This window comes from Fibrobacter intestinalis (genome assembly GCF_900167415.1).
In the GTDB taxonomy this organism is placed as follows: Bacteria; Fibrobacterota; Fibrobacteria; order Fibrobacterales; family Fibrobacteraceae; genus Hallerella; species Hallerella intestinalis.
The window spans coordinates 52808-68402 of record NZ_FUWU01000001.1; the positions used below are offsets into that span (position 1 = coordinate 52808).

A 15595-nucleotide genomic window follows, 5' to 3' on the forward strand; every position below is an offset into this window, starting at 1 on the left:
AAAATCTATTTTATTTTTATGAGCTCTGCATTGGATAACTCTTTAGATTCTTTATTTCAAGATGCCATTCGAAGTGGTATTTTTTCAAAAGCGGTTGTCGGTTTTATTTCTATTGATGGAACACAGATGATTCGCGCTTATGGGACAACGGAAAATGCCATTTTTGATTTAGCTTCGGTGACAAAAGTGTGTCCCACATCAACTCTTGCACTCAAACGAATTTTGGAAGGCGAATTAGATTTGGAGATGAAAGTCGCCGATTTCATTCCAGAATTACAAACAAATTATCGAAATGAAATTCGTCTATGGCATTTGCTGACTCATAGCTTAGATTATCGAGTTCGGATGAGTTCTTTAAAAGACTTGCCTCCAAAACAAATTTTGGAATTTCTTTATTCTTATCCATTTGATAAAAAGCCGGGAACTATTTTTAATTACGGCAATCCGGCAAGCATTTTATTGGGAATTCTTTTAATGCGATTAACTGGGAAAAAATTATCGCAATTGGCGGAAGACGAATTTTTCAAACCGCTGGGCATGAGTCGATCGGGTTGGAATCCTTTGAAAAAATTTTCAAAAGAAGAAATTGTGGCTACAGAAGAATGCCCGTGGCGAAAACGAAAACTTCAAGGCGAAATTCACGATGAAAGTGCCTTTGCTTTACAGTCGCTTTTTCCTGTAGGAAGCGCGGGAATGTTTTCGACAGTTCCAGATTTGCTCCGATTTGTGCAAATGATATTGAACGATGGAGAATATCATGGAAAACGAATTATTGCTTCTGGAATTTTGAAATTGGTTTCTACAAACGCCTTGGCGGGCCGGGTGCCAGGCGAATGTACGGCTCTCGGTTGGGAATTGGATTCTGAAAAATTTATGGGAATGGCGCATGGGCCACATCGTTTTGGGAAAACGGGATTTACAGGAACAAGCATTGTCGCAGATGCGGAAAGAAAAAGCGCTGTTATATTATTGAGCAATTTTACTTACCCCAAAAGAGAAAATTCAGCGGAGAGAATTAACGCATTTCGCGCACGTCTTTCGGAATGGTTCTTTTTGGAGAAGAAATCTTCTTTTTGATTTTTACTGAAAATTTCAAAGTGCCGCAAAAGAAAAATCCGTCGGTTTCCCGACGGATAGCAACCATTTTTTCTAAAGGCCACCTCTAAAAATTACATCAGATTTCCAGGAAAGCGAGGAATTAAATCGATGCTCTTTTGCAAATCGGCATCTGTCGGAATATAATCGGACATTGTGCCATTATTGTAGGCCTCGTAGGCTTTCATATCAAAATAGCCTGTTCCTGTCAAGCCAAAGAGAATGGTTTTAGATTCTCCCGTTTCTTTACATTTCAACGCTTCATCGATAGCGACACGAATCGCATGACTGGATTCCGGCGCGGGCAAAATTCCTTCCACCCGAGCAAATTCTTCCGCAGCATTGAAAACGGCCGTCTGTTCAACAGAGCAAGCTTCCATCAGACCATCATGATAAGCCTGAGAAAGGATGGAACTCATGCCGTGATAACGAAGGCCTCCTGCATGATTCGCCGACGGCATAAATTCAGAACCGAGAGTGTACATTTTAGCGAGTGGGCAAACATGGCCCGTATCGCAGAAGTCGTAAGCAAAAACGCCTCGAGTCAAACTCGGACAAGATGCGGGTTCTACAGCGATAATCCGATAATCCTTTTCGCCGCGGATTTTTTCTCCGAGGAACGAAGAAACCAAACCGCCCAAATTGGAACCGCCGCCAGCACAGCCGATAATGATATCGGGCGAAACTCCGTATTTATCCAAGGCAGTTTTTGCTTCAAGACCAATGACTGTCTGGTGCAAAAGAACTTGAGAAAGTACAGAACCAAGAACGTAGCGATATCCATCTAATTTGGTCGCCGCTTCAACGGCTTCGGAAATGGCGCAGCCAAGGCTTCCCGTCGTGCCGGGATATTCCGCATTGATCTTTTTTCCGATTTCTGTCGTCATGGATGGCGACGGAGTCACATTTGCGCCGTAAGTACGCATGACTTCACGGCGGAAGGGCTTTTGCTCGTAGGAGCATTTCACCATATAGACGCGGCAGTCGATTCCAAAGTAAGCGCAAGCCATAGAAAGAGCCGTGCCCCATTGACCGGCTCCGGTTTCCGTCGTAACGCCTTTCAAACCTTGCATTTTGGCATAATAGGCCTGGGCGATGGCGGAATTCAATTTATGGCTTCCGCTGGTGTTGTTGCCTTCGAACTTGTAATAAATTTTAGCCGGCGTTTTTAATTTTTTTTCTAGGCAGTATGCACGAATCAAGGGCGACGGACGGAACATTTTATAAAAATTGCGGATTTCTTCTGGAATGGGAATCCACGGGTCGGTATCGTTCAGTTCCTGCTTTATCAATTCATCGCAAAAAACAGGACGCAATTCTTCGAATTGAAGCGGCTGATGCGTTCCCGGATTCAAAAGTGGCGCAGGTTTATTTTTCATATCAGCGCGGACGTTGTACCACGCTTGGGGAATCTCTTTTTCGGAAAGATAAATCTTGTATGGAATTTCTTGAGCGCTCATAGCAGTCTCCTAAAAATATGAACGGCATAAAAATAAAAAATCTTATGGAGATTTCTTGGACAAAAGGCTTGCTGCAATGCCGAAAGCTAGCGAAAGCAGAATAACTGCTAAACTGATGGCGGAGGGAATATGACAAAATTGTACAATCAACATTTTTACACCCACGAACGCCAAAATAAAAACGATGGCATATTTCAGTTTCTCGAATTTCCCTAAGATGGCCGCCAAAGCGAAATAGAGGGAACGCAAGCCGAGAATAGCCATGATATTGGAGGAAAATACGATAAATGGATCTAGAGTTACTCCGAAAATAGCGGGAATGGAATCAACGGCAAAAAGGACATCCGAAATTTCAACAACCAGAAGTGCTAAAAACAGCGGGGTGGCCAGAAGTTTTCCCCCGTCCCGAATGAAAAAAGAATGGTCTTGAATCTCGGTTGTCATGGGGAAAATTTTCTTTGCCCAGATGACAATTTTATTTTTACTCAAATCCTGTTCTTCGGAATTGTTGGCGAAAAGCATTTTGAATGCGCTATAAAGAAGGAGGGCACCGAACAGATACATTATCCAGTTGAAATGCTGAATCAGCGCAGAACCTGCAAGAATAAACGCACCGCGAAGAAGGATCGCTCCGATGATTCCCCAAAATAAAACCCGATGCTGGAATTTGTCCGGGATTTTGAAATAAGAGAATATGGCGGCAATCACAAATATATTGTCAAGGGAAAGAGATTTTTCGATGACGTAGCCGGACAAATATTCCAAAACAGCTTCCGAACCGCTTACCATTCCGTCGATATGCTGAACGTGACCCTTTTCGTACAAAAAGTAAATAGCGATGCCGAACAGGAGAGAAAGAATTATCCAGACGAAAGTCCAGACAAGAGCTTCGGAAACCCCAATTTTGTGGTCTTTTTTATGAAAAACTCCCAAGTCAAGAGCTAAAAGCAGAGCGACAAAGGCGAGAAAGATAAACCAAAAAGAAAGCATAAACTACCAAAGAAAAAGGACGTTTTTAAAATACAAAAATGCGTTGCATTTTATGCACAGCAACTTCTGAATTTATTTTTGAATTATGCGTCATCGAAAAAATAGAAAGCAAATAATGCAGGCTGTTCGCAGTGAAAACACGACTCCCGAAATGGTTGTGCGTCGCGCTCTGTTTAGTGCCGGGCTGAGGTATCGTTTGCATTGTCGAAATTTGCCCGGAACGCCAGATCTATTCGTGCTTAAATTTGGAGTGGTTGTTCTGGTGAATGGATGTTTTTGGCATCAGCACGGTTGTCGCTTTACAAATCGTCCTAAATCTAATTCCGATTTTTGGAATAATAAATTTGACAATAACATGGCTCGGGACGTAAAGGTTTTGCAGAAACTTTCTCTACTGGGTTTTCGGGTTGCCGTCATCTGGGAATGTTCCTTGAAACAAAATGGAGAACGGGTTCTAGAACGACTCATCGATTTTATTCGCAGCGATGAGGAATTTGTGGAGATATAGGTAAAATTATAGGAATCACATACAATTCACTGCCAAATACTCGCAATCAATTTTTTCAAAAAACAAACTTCTTTTCAAAAGGGAATTTTCTCGCAGACTGCGAGACGCTCGTCCCTTTTCCCCTCTCCCAATCCCCCGCCACGCTTTGCAATGGGGAATTTTGGATTCTCCTATGCCCACGAATCACTAGCTTGCTTCAAGAAAGCCTTACTACGCTCCTTGAAAGATGCGGATTCCGCACAAAAACAGGGGGCCTATTCTTTAGGCAGAGATTCCTTCTGTTCTCTCGGTCAGGCTTTGAAATGCTAGACCTTCCTGTCGCCATTCACGAATTTACAGGATAATCTGAATTCTGCCGGCACTCTGAACTTATACCAGAAAGAATTTGAAAGAAAATTTCTATTATTCAAGATAGGCCATCTCTAACTTCAAAATGCCTTGAACATCAAGGAGCCAAAATATGAAAATTGCATCTTGGAATGTAGCCGGGATTCGGGCGTGCATCAAAAAAGGGCTGCCAGATTTTTTCAACCAGATTCAAGCAGATATGTTTTGCCTACAAGAGGTGAAAGCGGAAGCGCATCAAATCGATTTTCACCCGGAAGGATACTATGAATATCTATATCCAGCAAAGCGCAAAGGCTATTCAGGAACGATGATTTTCAGTAAAACGGAACCGCTGGACATTCAGTATGGTTACGGTGAAGCCGAATATGATGATGAAGGGCGAAGTATCACCGCGGAATATGACAAGTTTTATCTTGTTACGACATACGTTCCCAATGCGAAACGGGACTTGAGCCGTTTAAATTCAAGAATGTATTTTGAAGATTCCTTTCGTGCGTATTTGCATCGACTAGAAAAAAAGAAGCCGGTGATTTTGTGTGGAGACCTGAATGTTGCACATAATGAAATAGACATTTGCAATGCGAGGGCGAATCGAGGCCATGCCGGCTTTACGGATGAGGAACGATCCAAATTCAGCGAGCTTTTAAACAGTGGTTTTGTAGATACATTCCGGGCGTTGAATCCGGATAAAGTGCAATATAGCTGGTGGAGTTATTTTGGGCGTTCCCGAGAAAACAATGCTGGTTGGCGATTGGATTATTTCATAGTCTCCAAAGATTTTTTCCCGCTGGTCAAAAGCTCTTGCATTTACGATGATGTTTTTGGCAGCGACCATTGCCCTGTAGGTTTAGAATTTTAAATTCCGCGGGAAACGTTTGAAAAGGGATTCATTTGTATGAAAAATACAGAAAGACGCGATTTGGGCATTCCATATATTGCCGATAAAGATTGCTTTGCTGAAATGGCAAAAACACGCCGACTTGTTCAAAAATTGAATGCAATGGATGCTTCGGATTTTAACGCGCTCAAGTCGGCAACCGCGGAATTGTTAGGAACTTGCGAAAACGGCATCATCAATCCGCCGTTTCATTGCGATTATGGCTTTCACATTCATGTAGGAAAAAATTTTTACGCCAATTATAATTGCACCATTTTAGATGTAGCTGAAGTTCACATCGGCGACAATTGTTTATTTGGTCCGAACGTTTCGCTTTATACAGCAGGACATCCGATTCACCCTGACATGCGAAATACCGGCTACGAATATGGAGTGTCGATTACGATTGGCGATAATGTTTGGCTCGGCGGAAACGTTGTCGTTTGCCCTGGAGTTTCTATCGGCAGCAATGTCGTTGTGGGAGCGGGCAGCGTTGTGACAAAAGACATTCCGGAGGATTGCATTGCAGCGGGAAATCCATGCAAAGTCATTCGAAAAATCACCGACGAAGACCGAAAATACTATTTCAAAAAAAGAATGTTCGATCAAGAATCGCTGGAAAATATTCAGCGGATTCTGAAAAAAGAAGATTAAACACTCAGCAGCAAAATGGCTAGAATCTGAGCACTGACAATGCGCAAAAGCATGGTTAGTGGATAGACAGACGCATAAGCCACATTGGTCGCTTCGGAGTTAGAAAGCCCGTTAGCAAAAGCGAGAGCAGGAGGATCCGTCATGGAACCCGCAATCATTCCGCAAAGGCTTAAGTAATTCACTTTGAACACCAATTTCCCGACAATGCCGACGATAATCAGCGGAATAAATGTAATCAGCGCGGCTAGCCCCATAAAGTAAAAGCCATCGCCGTGTAAAAGCACATCAAAGAAACGGATTCCCGCATTCAATCCGACGCAGGCAAGAAAAAGGGTGATGCCCAATTCGCGCAACATGAGATTGGCGCTCGCGGCCATAAAAAAATTCAGCGGACCGATTTTGCGTTTACGAGAAAGAAGAATGGCAACGATTAAAGGGCCTCCAGCTAGGCCGAGTTTTAATGGCATCGGCATTCCAGGAATGGCGACGGGAATCGAGCCGACGATGACACCGATAAAAATTCCTAAAAAAGCAGGAAGAATTTCAGGATGCTCTAAAGCTTTCAAGGAATCTCCCAATTCCTTGGCGACAGCGTCTATACCATCATTAGGGCCGACAACCAATAATTTGTCAGCAAATTTGAGGCGCAAATCCAAACGTCCCGTGAATTTGAAATCCCCGCGAACAACTCTGCTGACAGTCACTCCATAACGTTCTGGAAAATTTAAGGAACCAATCGTTTTTCCGAGCATTTTTTTATTCGTTACCAAAATGCTTTTTGTAGCAAGCTTTGAATCCATTTGAGTAATCGGATGCGCAAGTTTAGAACCGATAACTTTTTCCATAGAATGCACCGCATCTGGCAAACCGACGATATGCACTTTATCGCCATCCTGAATAATGGTTTTACCGTTAGGAGTAAATACGCTTTCTCCGCGCAAAAGACGGGTAATGACAACACCGCTTGAAATCAATCCGGGAATTTCTTTCAAGGGAATGTTGAAAAGATTTTTATTTTCCACTAAAAGACTAGTAGAAACGATTTCCGAACGAGTGGCGGCAATTTCTTTGGCGTATTCATCGGCAGACTGCGCGGGATTTTGTTTAAAGAATACGCGAATTAAAATCATAACCAAAATAATGCCAATAACACCAAATGGATACGCGACTGCATAACCAACGCCTGTTAAAGAAGAATCTACGCCAGCTGCAGTCAGCGCGGAATTAGCCGCTCCAAGAGACGGCGTGTTCGTAACGGCACCACAAAGCATCCCGATAAGTACAGGAACGTTATTGTGCAAATCCGTGAAAAAATAAATGCAAAGGGTAACCACTACGCCAAGAAAAACAATTGACGAAGAAAGAATATTTAAAATGAGTCCGTGTCTGCGAATGGAATCGACAAATCCCGGCCCTACCTGCATTCCTATGGTATAAACAAAAAGGATTAAACCAAATTCCTGAATAAAATGAAGAACGTTCGGATCCATCCGAAGGCCGCAATGCCCCAGCAGAATGCCGACGAATAATGCGCCAGCACCTCCTAGGCTAATTCCTTTTATCTTGATTTTGCCGAGCATCAAACCCAGTGCCGCCGTAATGGAAAGGGCGACAATTTGTTCGGCGACAGAAGGTTTCGTAAAAAGATCGAGCAGCCATTGCATAATTTTTTCAATCCAATAAAAAAGGGTGGATTTTGTGCAAAAGATAGTTTTCATCTTTTTCTTTGACTAATAGTTTTCAAGTATCGAATCCATAAAAAAAAATGATAAGTTCTAAAAGATTTAATTATTTGAATTTATGTGTGAAAAAAGCTATAATATAAACATGGAACTGACGCAGTTGAAATATTTTTTGGAAGTTGCCAGAACGGAACATGTAACTCAAAGCGCAAAAAATCTGTTCATTGTTCAACCGGCTTTAACACAGTCCATCCACAAATTGGAAGATGAATTAGGAATTCCCTTGTTTAAAAATCAGGGACGCAACATCAAATTAACAGAAAATGGTCGTTTTTTTTATGAAAAATTGCGACCTATCTATGAAGAGTTGATGGCATTGCCACAATTGCTGCGAGATAGCGCGGACAAGCAAAATTATAATGTAAAATTAAATGTTTTGGCGGCTTCAACATTGATAACGCAAGCGGTCATTGATTACAAACAAAATAACTATGAACTGAACATAGACTTGATTCAAAATGAAGAAACAAAAATGTTCGACATTTGCGTCCGAACTTATGCGACGTACAAACCGGAATTGGATAACACGGAAAGCGATGAGACCTTTGTCACTTCGGAACAAATTTTTTTAGCAGTCCCCAGCATGTCGGATTATAAAAAATTAGATCGAATTTCTCTATTTGACATCAAAGAAAATTTTATTGGACTTTACGGTTCAAAACAGTATCGGAAAATATGCAACGAACTTTGTGCAAGTATAGGATTTAAGGCGCGCCTTACTTTTGAAAGTGACAATGTTTTGGCGGTGAAAGAAGCGATTGCAGCAGGAATCGGCGTTGGCTTTTGGCCTGAAATTTCTTGGGGAAAAATGGACCACAAAAAAATTCACTTATTAGAAATTACGGATGCGGATTTTAAAAGAGATATTGTTGTTTCTTTGCGGCGGAATAAGCAGGACAATAGCAAAACGGAAACGTTTTACCGTTTCCTTACGCACTACATAGATCATCGCCGTCATCGGAAAATCCGATGATTTCGAAACATTAAACTTCCCGCGACCCTGTTTCAGCAAAAACCACCCATTTGGCAACATTGACAGCATGGTCGCCAATGCGCTCTAGATATTTGGCAATCATGAAAGAATCGATTACATTATCCGCCTCTGCCGAATTGGAACGGATAGATTCGACAAGAGTCTTTTTGGCTTCGATAAACGCGTTGTCGATTATGTTGTCCATATCACAGACACGCTTGGCCAAAGGGAGATCTTTTCGGACAAAAGCATCGATTCCTTGAGATATCATGCGCGAGATATTCGTCGACATAATGGGGATTACAGGAATGGGGGCGGGATTGGTACTTTTTTGGGCGAGAGTCAGGACGATTTCAGAAATATTGGCGCATTGATCGCCAATTCTTTCCAAATCGCTAACCATTTTAAGTGACGCGGATATCAGTCGGAGATCGCGAGCGACGGGCTGCTGGCTTAAGAGCAGACGCAGACACAGAGTTTCGATATCTTTCATCTTTTGATCGATGTCTTTGTCGTTGTCGATATTCCGTTGCGCTTGTTCCTTGTTAAAATAGAGAAGTGCTTCTGTCGCTTCGGCAAAAGCTTCTTCTACAAGGGCCCCCATCTCTATAATGCCGTCGTTCAAAGCTTCGAGTTGAGATGTAAAACGATTTCTCATTATCCGAACCTCCCGGTAATGTAATCTTCGGTTTTTTTATTCTTGGGCATGGAGAAAAGTTGCTCCGTTTCTCCGATTTCTATGATTTCTCCCAAAAGGAAAAATGCGGTGAAATCCGAAACGCGAGTGGCTTGTTGCATATTGTGAGTTACCATAACAATTGTGTATTTACTTTTCAGTTCTAAAACCAAATCTTCGATTTTTCCTGTAGATATGGGATCTAGAGCACTGGTTGGTTCGTCCATTAAAAGAACGTCTGGAGAGATAGCAAGCGCTCTTGCGATGCAGAGTCGTTGCTGTTGCCCACCGGAAAGACCTAACGCGCTTTTAGTCAGTCTGTCTTTCAACTCATCCCAAACACCTGCGCCCTGTAAGGATTTTTCTACGATTTCGTCTAGTTTAATACGATTCCGGATGCCGTGAGTTCTCGGACCGAAAGCAATATTGTCATAGACACTCATGGGAAAAGGATTTGGTTTTTGGAAAACCATACCGACTTTTTTTCGCAAAAGATTGACGTTGAAATCTTTGTAGATGTTTTTTCCGTCCAATTCGATCGTACCTGTGATTTTACAGTTTTCCACAAGATCATTCATGCGGTTTAACGATTTGAGAAGAGTGCTTTTCCCGCATCCAGACGGTCCGATAAAAGCGGTGATTTTATTGGCGGGAATATTCAAATTGACGCTTTTAATCGCGTGAAAATTTCCATAGAACAGGTCCATTTCTTGAATTGTGATTTTATTCAATTCCATATTAAGCCTTCTTGATTTTATTCGCTAATTTGTTTGAAATCCAATTGATAATAAGAACGACTAAGATGAGAATCACCGCTGTCGCATAAGCTTCTCCTGTGTGCAAACCTTCGCGTGAAAGTTCATACATGTGAACAGCGAGCGATCTGCCTGAGGAAAAAATGCCCTTGGGAAAATCGGCAACGGTTCCTGCCGTGTAAATGAGGGCTGCCGTTTCTCCGATTACCCGACCGACTGCCAAAATGATTCCGGACAAAATGCCGGGAATCGCCGCGGGAAGAATGATCGTACTGACCGTACGCAATTTTCCTGCGCCTAAACCGAATGCACCTTCTCGATAGCTGTCGGGAACAGCGAGGAGGGCTTCTTCAGTGGTTCGCAGAATAAGAGGCAAAATCATGATGGAAACAGTGAAAATGCCGGACAAAAGCGAATAGCCCAAGCGGATAGACGTCACAAAAAAGAGCATTCCGAAAAGTCCGTAAACAATGGACGGAATCCCGGAAAGCGTTTCTGCCGTCAAGCGCACAAGTGAAACGATTTTGTTTCCCCGACGGGCGTATTCAACTAGGTATATCGCCGCAAAAATTCCCAAAGGTCCCGCGACCAGTATCGCACCAAATACAAGGATCAATGTATTGAAAATGGAGGGAAGAATGGAGACGTTTTCGGAATTGTATTCCAATGCGAAAAGGGACAGTTTCAAGTATGGAATGCCACTTACCAAAACATAGATGACAAGAAATGCCATGGACACGACGGTAATTGTCATCGATATTTTTACGGCATATCGTAAAATTTTGCTGGTCATACGTGCCCTCGTCTTTTGAGAACGGAAAAAATTAGATTGATGATGAGAATGAAGGCAAATAGGACGACTCCCGTTGCAATGAGCGCTTCTCGATGCAAATCGGTCGCGTATCCCATTTCGAGGACGATGTTCGCCGTAAGAGTTCGCACTCCGTTCAAAATTCCGTTCGGCATTCTCGCCTGATTTCCTGCAACGAGAATTACGGCCATGGTTTCCCCGATGGCTCGTCCAAAACCAAGTACGATAGCGGCGGTAATCCCGGATTTTGCGGCGGGAAGGACAGCGAAGAATACGCTTCTTTCGTGCGTTGCCCCTAGAGCAAGAGCTCCTTCATAATAACTATTTGGAACAGCTCGAATTGTCGCTTCCGATACGGAAATGATTGTGGGAAGAATCATCATCCCCAACAAAAAGGACGCTGCAAGAATACTCGCTCCGCTACCGCCAAAATACGTCCGGACAAATGGAACAATGACGACCAACCCGAAAAAACCGTAAACGACAGAGGGAATTCCCGCCAACAAATCCACCGCCGGTTTCAATCTTTTGTGTAATTGGACAGGGCAGAATCTAGCCAGATACACTGCAGAAAGAATCCCGACGGAAATACCGATGACTAAAGCACCTAAAGTTACATACAAACTTCCTAAAATCATCGGAAAAATGCCGTATAGAGCGGGTTCATCTGTCGGAGCCCAGATTTTCCCAAAAAGAAACTGGAAAAATCCGATTTTCTGCATAGCGGGAATACCGTTTGCAAAAAGAAAAACGCAAATAAGAAGAACAAAGAAAATGCTGGCAAATGCCGAAAGCAAGAATACTCCCGACATCGTTTTTTCTTTGAACTGATTTAGATTCAATCGAAACATAAAGCTATTTGATAGTTGTTGTAATTCGCGCAGAGAAAGCAACATCGCTCAATTCATTTTCGCTATAAACGGAGACTTGTGCCTTCGTTCTCGAACCGAGCTTTTTCACAATTCCCGCCGCCCACGCCCAATCATCCGCATCGGCGTTCAGTTCATCACGGCTATTGACATATTCCACTTCAACAAAAGCCTTGTCTAAAATTCCTGCGGTGGGAATTTCTATTCCGGCGTAAACGGGGAAGTATTTTGTATCCTGCGCGTAATCCGGAGAAACCGCCAAGCCCGCGTCAATCGATTCCTTGTTTACGTCCTCATCCTCTCCGGTGATAATCAGGGCAGCTTCTCCATAAAGGGACAGGTTCTTTGCCATCTTCACATTGGCCCGGAGATTGGCGCGATGCGTAACAATCGCCGAATACTGAATGGGGTCTATTACATTGGCGCGATAACCGACGCCTAAATTCAAATTCTCATTGATTTTGACATCTTCGGTTACACGTAAATAACCTTGGTTGAAATAGCCGTCTTCGGTGGCGAGCATCACGTTGAGCTGCGAAATGCCTTTTTTGAAGCCGACTTCCAAAGCGTCATGCGAATAGTCGCGGGAAAGGAATCCCCGCTTGGAAATACTTTTGTCCAAATAAGCACCGAAATTGCCACCGTTTTCGGTATCCGTTTTCCAATGTCCGAGTTTTAAATTCAATCCCCAATCGTTCCACTTGTAATTTCCGTAGTAGGTGTCCGCTTGGTATCTGTCGGAACCGTTGTTGAAATTGGGCGCATACATGCGAATGGTAACTTTGGCGTCGAAGTCTTCGGATTTATAATTACCGCCAATGTTTGCCCGAAACCAGAATCCGTCTAAATTGTTTTCCTTGTCGTTATCGTAAACGGCTTTCGTCGCTTGGGTTTGAATGTTTCCGGTCAGGTCAAATCCTTCGTCTGCGGCATAAGTCATGCTGCAAGCAACAAGAAGAGCGAAACCGAAAGAACCGTGATTTTTAAGAAATGTCATTTTTTTCTCCTTTGGGCCAAGCCCGATTGAATGACGCTTTGAATGTAGATGTCGAATGTAAAGACTATTGGGCCCAAATTGTAAAATTGGAGAAAAGTCTATTTTGAAAACTTTTATTTTACCCGCTTTTTACACAAACCTTTTATTGCTTTTTACGAAGCCCAGCTAACTTATGAATGTCTTAAAAACAATCAACCAAAAGGAGTTCAATATGAACAAACTAACATTCGTTTCAGCAATAGCGGGAATTGTCGTTTTGGCGATTATAGCAGCCTGCCGCGACGATTCTAATTCTAAAAAGCTTTCGTTTGACACGAACAGGGAAATCACGGTCATCACGCGAGAAGCCGGCTCGGGAACACGCGATGCGTTTACGGAGCTGGTCGGCATCCTTGTAAAACAAAATGGAAAAAAGAAAGACAATACGACGGTAGAGGCTCTTACGATTGATGGAACACAAGGAGTGATTTCTACAGTTGCGGGAAATGAATACGCGATAGGATATATTTCCCTGGGTTCAATGAACAACTCCGTCAAAGCGTTGAAAATCGACGGTGTTTCTCCGGACAAATTAAACGTTAAACGGGGGACTTATCCGATCGCTAGACCGTTTAATGTAGCAACCAAATCGCAAATCAGCGAAATAGCCCAGGATTTCCTAGACTTTATTATGAGCGCAGATGGCCAGAGTATTGTGGATGCGAACGGCTATGTAAGCGTGGTGGAAGGAAAAGTTTATGAAAGCAAGAATCTGAAAGGAAAAATTGTGATAGCCGGTTCTTCTAGCGTTTCTCCGGTAATGGAAAAACTGAAAGAAGGTTATCTCCAAAAAAATCCGGGGGTAGAAATTGAAATCCAAACGAATGATTCCTCGTCGGGAATGCTGGCCGCCAAAGAAGGAACTTGCGATATCGGCATGGCGAGCCGCGATCTCAAATCCAGTGAAAAGGATGTCTTGAACTGTTTGACAATCGCCAGGGACGGCATTGCCGTGATCGTCAATTCTAAAAATCCTCAGGACAATTTGAACAAAGAAACCCTGCGTCAAATCTATACAGGACTTATTCGCAACTGGAATGTGAAATAATCGAACAAGAATGAAATGTTCGGACAGCTTTGCCTTGAGCAAGGCTTTTTTATTTGGAACCGCATTTTAAATGAAAAGGGAATATGCTTTTTGAAGGGCAAGAAAGCCTAGTTGGCTTGCGTATCATTCCCATTTTCTGGTCAAGATCAAAAAAAAAGACTATTTTAATTTTATGGAAATCAAAATGGAAACAGCTAGCCTCTATAATGGCGAAATGGAATACGCGCGTTTTGGCGTTGGAAAAAAATTTTTCATCATCATTCCAGGACTTTCTATAAAGAACATTTTGAAGTCGGCAGCGATAGTTGCCGAATCTTATAAAATTTTTGCGGAAGAATATACCATATATCTTTTTGATCGCCGAAAAATGATTTCACCCGGTTATTCCTTAAAGGAAATGGCCGATGATATTGCAGAAGCCATGAAAAATTTAGGCATTTCAAATGCGGACATCTTTGGCTTTTCTCAAGGCGGCATGATTGCGCAGGATTTGGCTATTCGCTATCCGAATTTAGTTCACAAAATGGTTTTGGGTTCAACGTCTTCTCGCCCAGAGCCGCTACAGTTAAAAGTCATTGGCGAATGGATGCGTTTAGCGAAAGCCGGTGATTCTTCGGGGCTGGTGAACCGATTTATTGACGATGCTTTTTCTAAAAAATTTGTAGAGCGATATCGCCGAGCTTTGCTCGCTCTTTATAGGAAAATTTCGACCGAAGAACTTGCCCGATTTTTCATTTGCGCCAAAGCTTGCAACGAGGTGAATACTTACGACGAATTGGAAAAAATTCAATGTCCCGTATTGGTCATAGGCGCAGGCCAGGATGGCGTTTTGAGTTTGGAAGCCTCTCTTAAAATTGCAAACAAATTAAAATCATTGAAAAAAATCGTGCGAGTTTTATGTTTATGAAGACGGTGGTCACGCTGCTCCCGATGAAATTCCGGATTATAAAGAAAGAATGCTGCGCTTTTTTCAACAGGAATCGATTTAAGTTTATAGCTTTCGACCGTCCATTTATGACCTAAAGAAAACAAAACCCCGAAATTCGTTTAAAAGCAAAAAAATCCAGAATCTTTTGAGACTGGATTTCAACAGTGGTCGATACAGAACTCGAATCTGTGACCTCTACCATGTCAAGGTAGCGCTCTAACCAACTGAGCTAATCGACCGTTTGATGCCCCCAAATTAGAAAGGTTATGAGAAAATGTCAAGGGGAAATATCATAAAATTGCGACTTAGCGGTCGTCGGGATCAACCCAATACTGCATCCGGCCAGAAACGACGGTCCGAGTAGAATCGCAATCGTCTCCGTAACAATGATTAAAAATAAGCCGAATGTCGGCGCTCCATAAAATGCTGTCCTTTCTGTCGAACTTGACATAGCTGGAATCCGCATCGATGATATGGGCGGGAACGCTATTGCCAAGGACGAGATAGGTGTAATTCGGATTGGTTTGCGGCGTATTGAGGCCCAGAACAGGCTTGTAAACCATTAACTGAAGCCGGTCGCCCTGGTCGTTTTTGCCCAGAAAAAGGACAAAATGTTTGTTCACGCGCAAATCCACATCCCCATCATCGGGAGAAATGTCAAGTTTTAATTTTTCACTGCCGTTCAGCTGCAAATTCATGTATCCGCCGCCATCGACCGTCCAACCGCTGTTGATATCGCTGCAAGCGGAAAGCCAAAAGCACACAACAAATACCGGAAAATGAAAGCGCATGGAAATAAAATAGCAAATACGCATTTCTACTATC

At 42.8% G+C, this 15595-nt stretch carries 16 protein-coding genes and 1 tRNA gene; 7 read left to right on the forward strand and 10 right to left on the reverse strand.

Annotation, left to right across the window (positions count from 1 at the left end; translation table 11 throughout):
- Positions 1–18: 18 nt before the first annotated feature.
- The gene (locus B5D40_RS00275; RefSeq protein WP_078775267.1) at positions 19–1077 is read left to right on the forward strand and encodes a serine hydrolase domain-containing protein; all 1059 of its coding nucleotides are present in this window, start codon (positions 19–21) and stop codon (positions 1075–1077) included.
- A 92-nt stretch (positions 1078–1169) separates the two neighbouring features.
- Here the strand turns inward: B5D40_RS00275 and B5D40_RS00280 are convergent, their stop codons facing one another.
- Together B5D40_RS00280 and B5D40_RS00285 are read right to left on the reverse strand one after the other, a co-directional pair.
- Complete coding sequence (locus B5D40_RS00280; protein ID WP_078775268.1) at positions 1170–2555, reverse strand: TrpB-like pyridoxal phosphate-dependent enzyme; 1386 nt, start codon at positions 2553–2555, stop codon at positions 1170–1172.
- Positions 2556–2597: 42 nt separating this feature from the next.
- On the reverse strand, positions 2598–3545 hold the full coding sequence (locus B5D40_RS00285; protein WP_078775269.1) for a TerC family protein: 948 nt from the start codon (positions 3543–3545) through the stop codon (positions 2598–2600).
- A gap of 85 nt (positions 3546–3630) precedes the next feature.
- On the opposite strand from B5D40_RS00285, the gene B5D40_RS00290 reads away from it, so the two are divergent.
- The 3 genes from B5D40_RS00290 to B5D40_RS00300 all read left to right on the forward strand — a co-directional run bounded on the left by B5D40_RS00290 (position 3631) and on the right by B5D40_RS00300 (position 5932).
- Positions 3631–4053, forward strand: a complete 423-nt coding sequence (locus tag B5D40_RS00290; protein ID WP_078775270.1) for a very short patch repair endonuclease — start codon at positions 3631–3633, stop codon at positions 4051–4053.
- Positions 4054–4513: 460 nt separating this feature from the next.
- On the forward strand, positions 4514–5260 hold the full coding sequence (locus tag B5D40_RS00295; protein WP_078775271.1) for an exodeoxyribonuclease III: 747 nt from the start codon (positions 4514–4516) through the stop codon (positions 5258–5260).
- 36 nt (positions 5261–5296) lie between these two features.
- Positions 5297–5932: a sugar O-acetyltransferase gene (locus B5D40_RS00300; protein ID WP_078775272.1), complete on the forward strand. Its 636-nt coding sequence runs from the start codon at positions 5297–5299 to the stop codon at positions 5930–5932.
- On the opposite strand, the gene B5D40_RS00305 is transcribed toward B5D40_RS00300, so the two are convergent.
- Positions 5929–7650 (reverse strand): putative transporter, encoded by a 1722-nt coding sequence (locus B5D40_RS00305; protein WP_233134292.1) that lies wholly within the window; start codon positions 7648–7650, stop codon positions 5929–5931. The two genes, B5D40_RS00300 and B5D40_RS00305, sit on opposite strands and share 4 nt — an antisense overlap.
- Positions 7651–7732: 82 nt before the next feature.
- Between B5D40_RS00305 and B5D40_RS00310 the strand changes: the two genes are divergently transcribed.
- Complete coding sequence (locus B5D40_RS00310) at positions 7733–8647, forward strand: LysR family transcriptional regulator (protein ID WP_233134293.1); 915 nt, start codon at positions 7733–7735, stop codon at positions 8645–8647.
- Positions 8648–8657: 10 nt separating this feature from the next.
- Here B5D40_RS00310 and phoU read toward each other — a convergent pair whose 3' ends face one another.
- The 5 genes from phoU to B5D40_RS00335 are packed head-to-tail and all read right to left on the reverse strand — an operon-like array spanning position 8658 to position 12755.
- Complete coding sequence (gene phoU, locus B5D40_RS00315; RefSeq protein ID WP_073301794.1) at positions 8658–9305, reverse strand: phosphate signaling complex protein PhoU; 648 nt, start codon at positions 9303–9305, stop codon at positions 8658–8660.
- The gene (gene pstB, locus B5D40_RS00320; RefSeq protein WP_073301793.1) at positions 9305–10060 is read right to left on the reverse strand and encodes a phosphate ABC transporter ATP-binding protein PstB; all 756 of its coding nucleotides are present in this window, start codon (positions 10058–10060) and stop codon (positions 9305–9307) included. Before pstB ends, phoU begins: the two co-directional genes overlap by 1 nt.
- A gap of 1 nt (position 10061) precedes the next feature.
- Positions 10062–10871: a phosphate ABC transporter permease PstA gene (pstA, locus tag B5D40_RS00325; protein ID WP_078775273.1), complete on the reverse strand. Its 810-nt coding sequence runs from the start codon at positions 10869–10871 to the stop codon at positions 10062–10064.
- Positions 10868–11701, reverse strand: a complete 834-nt coding sequence (gene pstC, locus B5D40_RS00330; protein ID WP_233134294.1) for a phosphate ABC transporter permease subunit PstC — start codon at positions 11699–11701, stop codon at positions 10868–10870. Before pstC ends, pstA begins: the two co-directional genes overlap by 4 nt.
- A gap of 43 nt (positions 11702–11744) precedes the next feature.
- A complete protein-coding gene (locus tag B5D40_RS00335) occupies positions 11745–12755 on the reverse strand; it encodes a hypothetical protein (RefSeq protein ID WP_078775275.1) in 1011 nt (336 codons plus the stop codon).
- A 211-nt stretch (positions 12756–12966) separates the two neighbouring features.
- Here B5D40_RS00335 and B5D40_RS00340 point away from each other — a divergent pair, with 211 nt between their 5' ends.
- Positions 12967–13842 carry a substrate-binding domain-containing protein gene (locus tag B5D40_RS00340; protein ID WP_078775336.1) on the forward strand — a complete coding sequence of 292 codons (876 nt, stop codon included), beginning with the start codon at positions 12967–12969 and terminating at the stop codon, positions 13840–13842.
- 184 nt (positions 13843–14026) lie between these two features.
- Complete coding sequence (locus tag B5D40_RS00345; protein ID WP_158222149.1) at positions 14027–14749, forward strand: alpha/beta fold hydrolase; 723 nt, start codon at positions 14027–14029, stop codon at positions 14747–14749.
- 186 nt (positions 14750–14935) lie between these two features.
- Here B5D40_RS00345 and B5D40_RS00350 read toward each other — a convergent pair.
- Positions 14936–15009, reverse strand: a tRNA-Val gene (locus tag B5D40_RS00350).
- 66 nt (positions 15010–15075) lie between these two features.
- Positions 15076–15585 carry a hypothetical protein gene (locus B5D40_RS00355; protein WP_143394453.1) on the reverse strand — a complete coding sequence of 170 codons (510 nt, stop codon included), beginning with the start codon at positions 15583–15585 and terminating at the stop codon, positions 15076–15078.
- Positions 15586–15595 lie beyond the last annotated feature (10 nt).

Excerpts from the sequence above, each read along its gene's own strand:
- phoU (WP_073301794.1), bottom strand. The coding sequence starts at position 9,305 with ATGAGAAATCGTTTTACATCTCAACTCGAAGCTTTGAACGACGGCATT.
- B5D40_RS00355 (WP_143394453.1), bottom strand. The coding sequence starts at position 15,585 with ATGCGTATTTGCTATTTTATTTCCATGCGCTTTCATTTTCCGGTATTT.
- B5D40_RS00300 (WP_078775272.1), top strand. The coding sequence starts at position 5,297 with ATGAAAAATACAGAAAGACGCGATTTGGGCATTCCATATATTGCCGAT.
- pstC (WP_233134294.1), bottom strand. The coding sequence starts at position 11,701 with ATGTCGGGAGTATTCTTGCTTTCGGCATTTGCCAGCATTTTCTTTGTT.
- B5D40_RS00310 (WP_233134293.1), top strand. The coding sequence starts at position 7,733 with ATGTGTGAAAAAAGCTATAATATAAACATGGAACTGACGCAGTTGAAA.
- B5D40_RS00335 (WP_078775275.1), bottom strand. The coding sequence starts at position 12,755 with ATGACATTTCTTAAAAATCACGGTTCTTTCGGTTTCGCTCTTCTTGTT.
- B5D40_RS00275 (WP_078775267.1), top strand. The coding sequence starts at position 19 with ATGAGCTCTGCATTGGATAACTCTTTAGATTCTTTATTTCAAGATGCC.
- B5D40_RS00280 (WP_078775268.1), bottom strand. The coding sequence starts at position 2,555 with ATGAGCGCTCAAGAAATTCCATACAAGATTTATCTTTCCGAAAAAGAG.
- pstB (WP_073301793.1), bottom strand. The coding sequence starts at position 10,060 with ATGGAATTGAATAAAATCACAATTCAAGAAATGGACCTGTTCTATGGA.
- B5D40_RS00305 (WP_233134292.1), bottom strand. The coding sequence starts at position 7,650 with ATGAAAACTATCTTTTGCACAAAATCCACCCTTTTTTATTGGATTGAA.
- B5D40_RS00345 (WP_158222149.1), top strand. The coding sequence starts at position 14,027 with ATGGAAACAGCTAGCCTCTATAATGGCGAAATGGAATACGCGCGTTTT.
- B5D40_RS00340 (WP_078775336.1), top strand. The coding sequence starts at position 12,967 with ATGAACAAACTAACATTCGTTTCAGCAATAGCGGGAATTGTCGTTTTG.
- pstA (WP_078775273.1), bottom strand. The coding sequence starts at position 10,871 with ATGACCAGCAAAATTTTACGATATGCCGTAAAAATATCGATGACAATT.
- B5D40_RS00285 (WP_078775269.1), bottom strand. The coding sequence starts at position 3,545 with ATGCTTTCTTTTTGGTTTATCTTTCTCGCCTTTGTCGCTCTGCTTTTA.
- B5D40_RS00295 (WP_078775271.1), top strand. The coding sequence starts at position 4,514 with ATGAAAATTGCATCTTGGAATGTAGCCGGGATTCGGGCGTGCATCAAA.
- B5D40_RS00290 (WP_078775270.1), top strand. The coding sequence starts at position 3,631 with ATGCGTCATCGAAAAAATAGAAAGCAAATAATGCAGGCTGTTCGCAGT.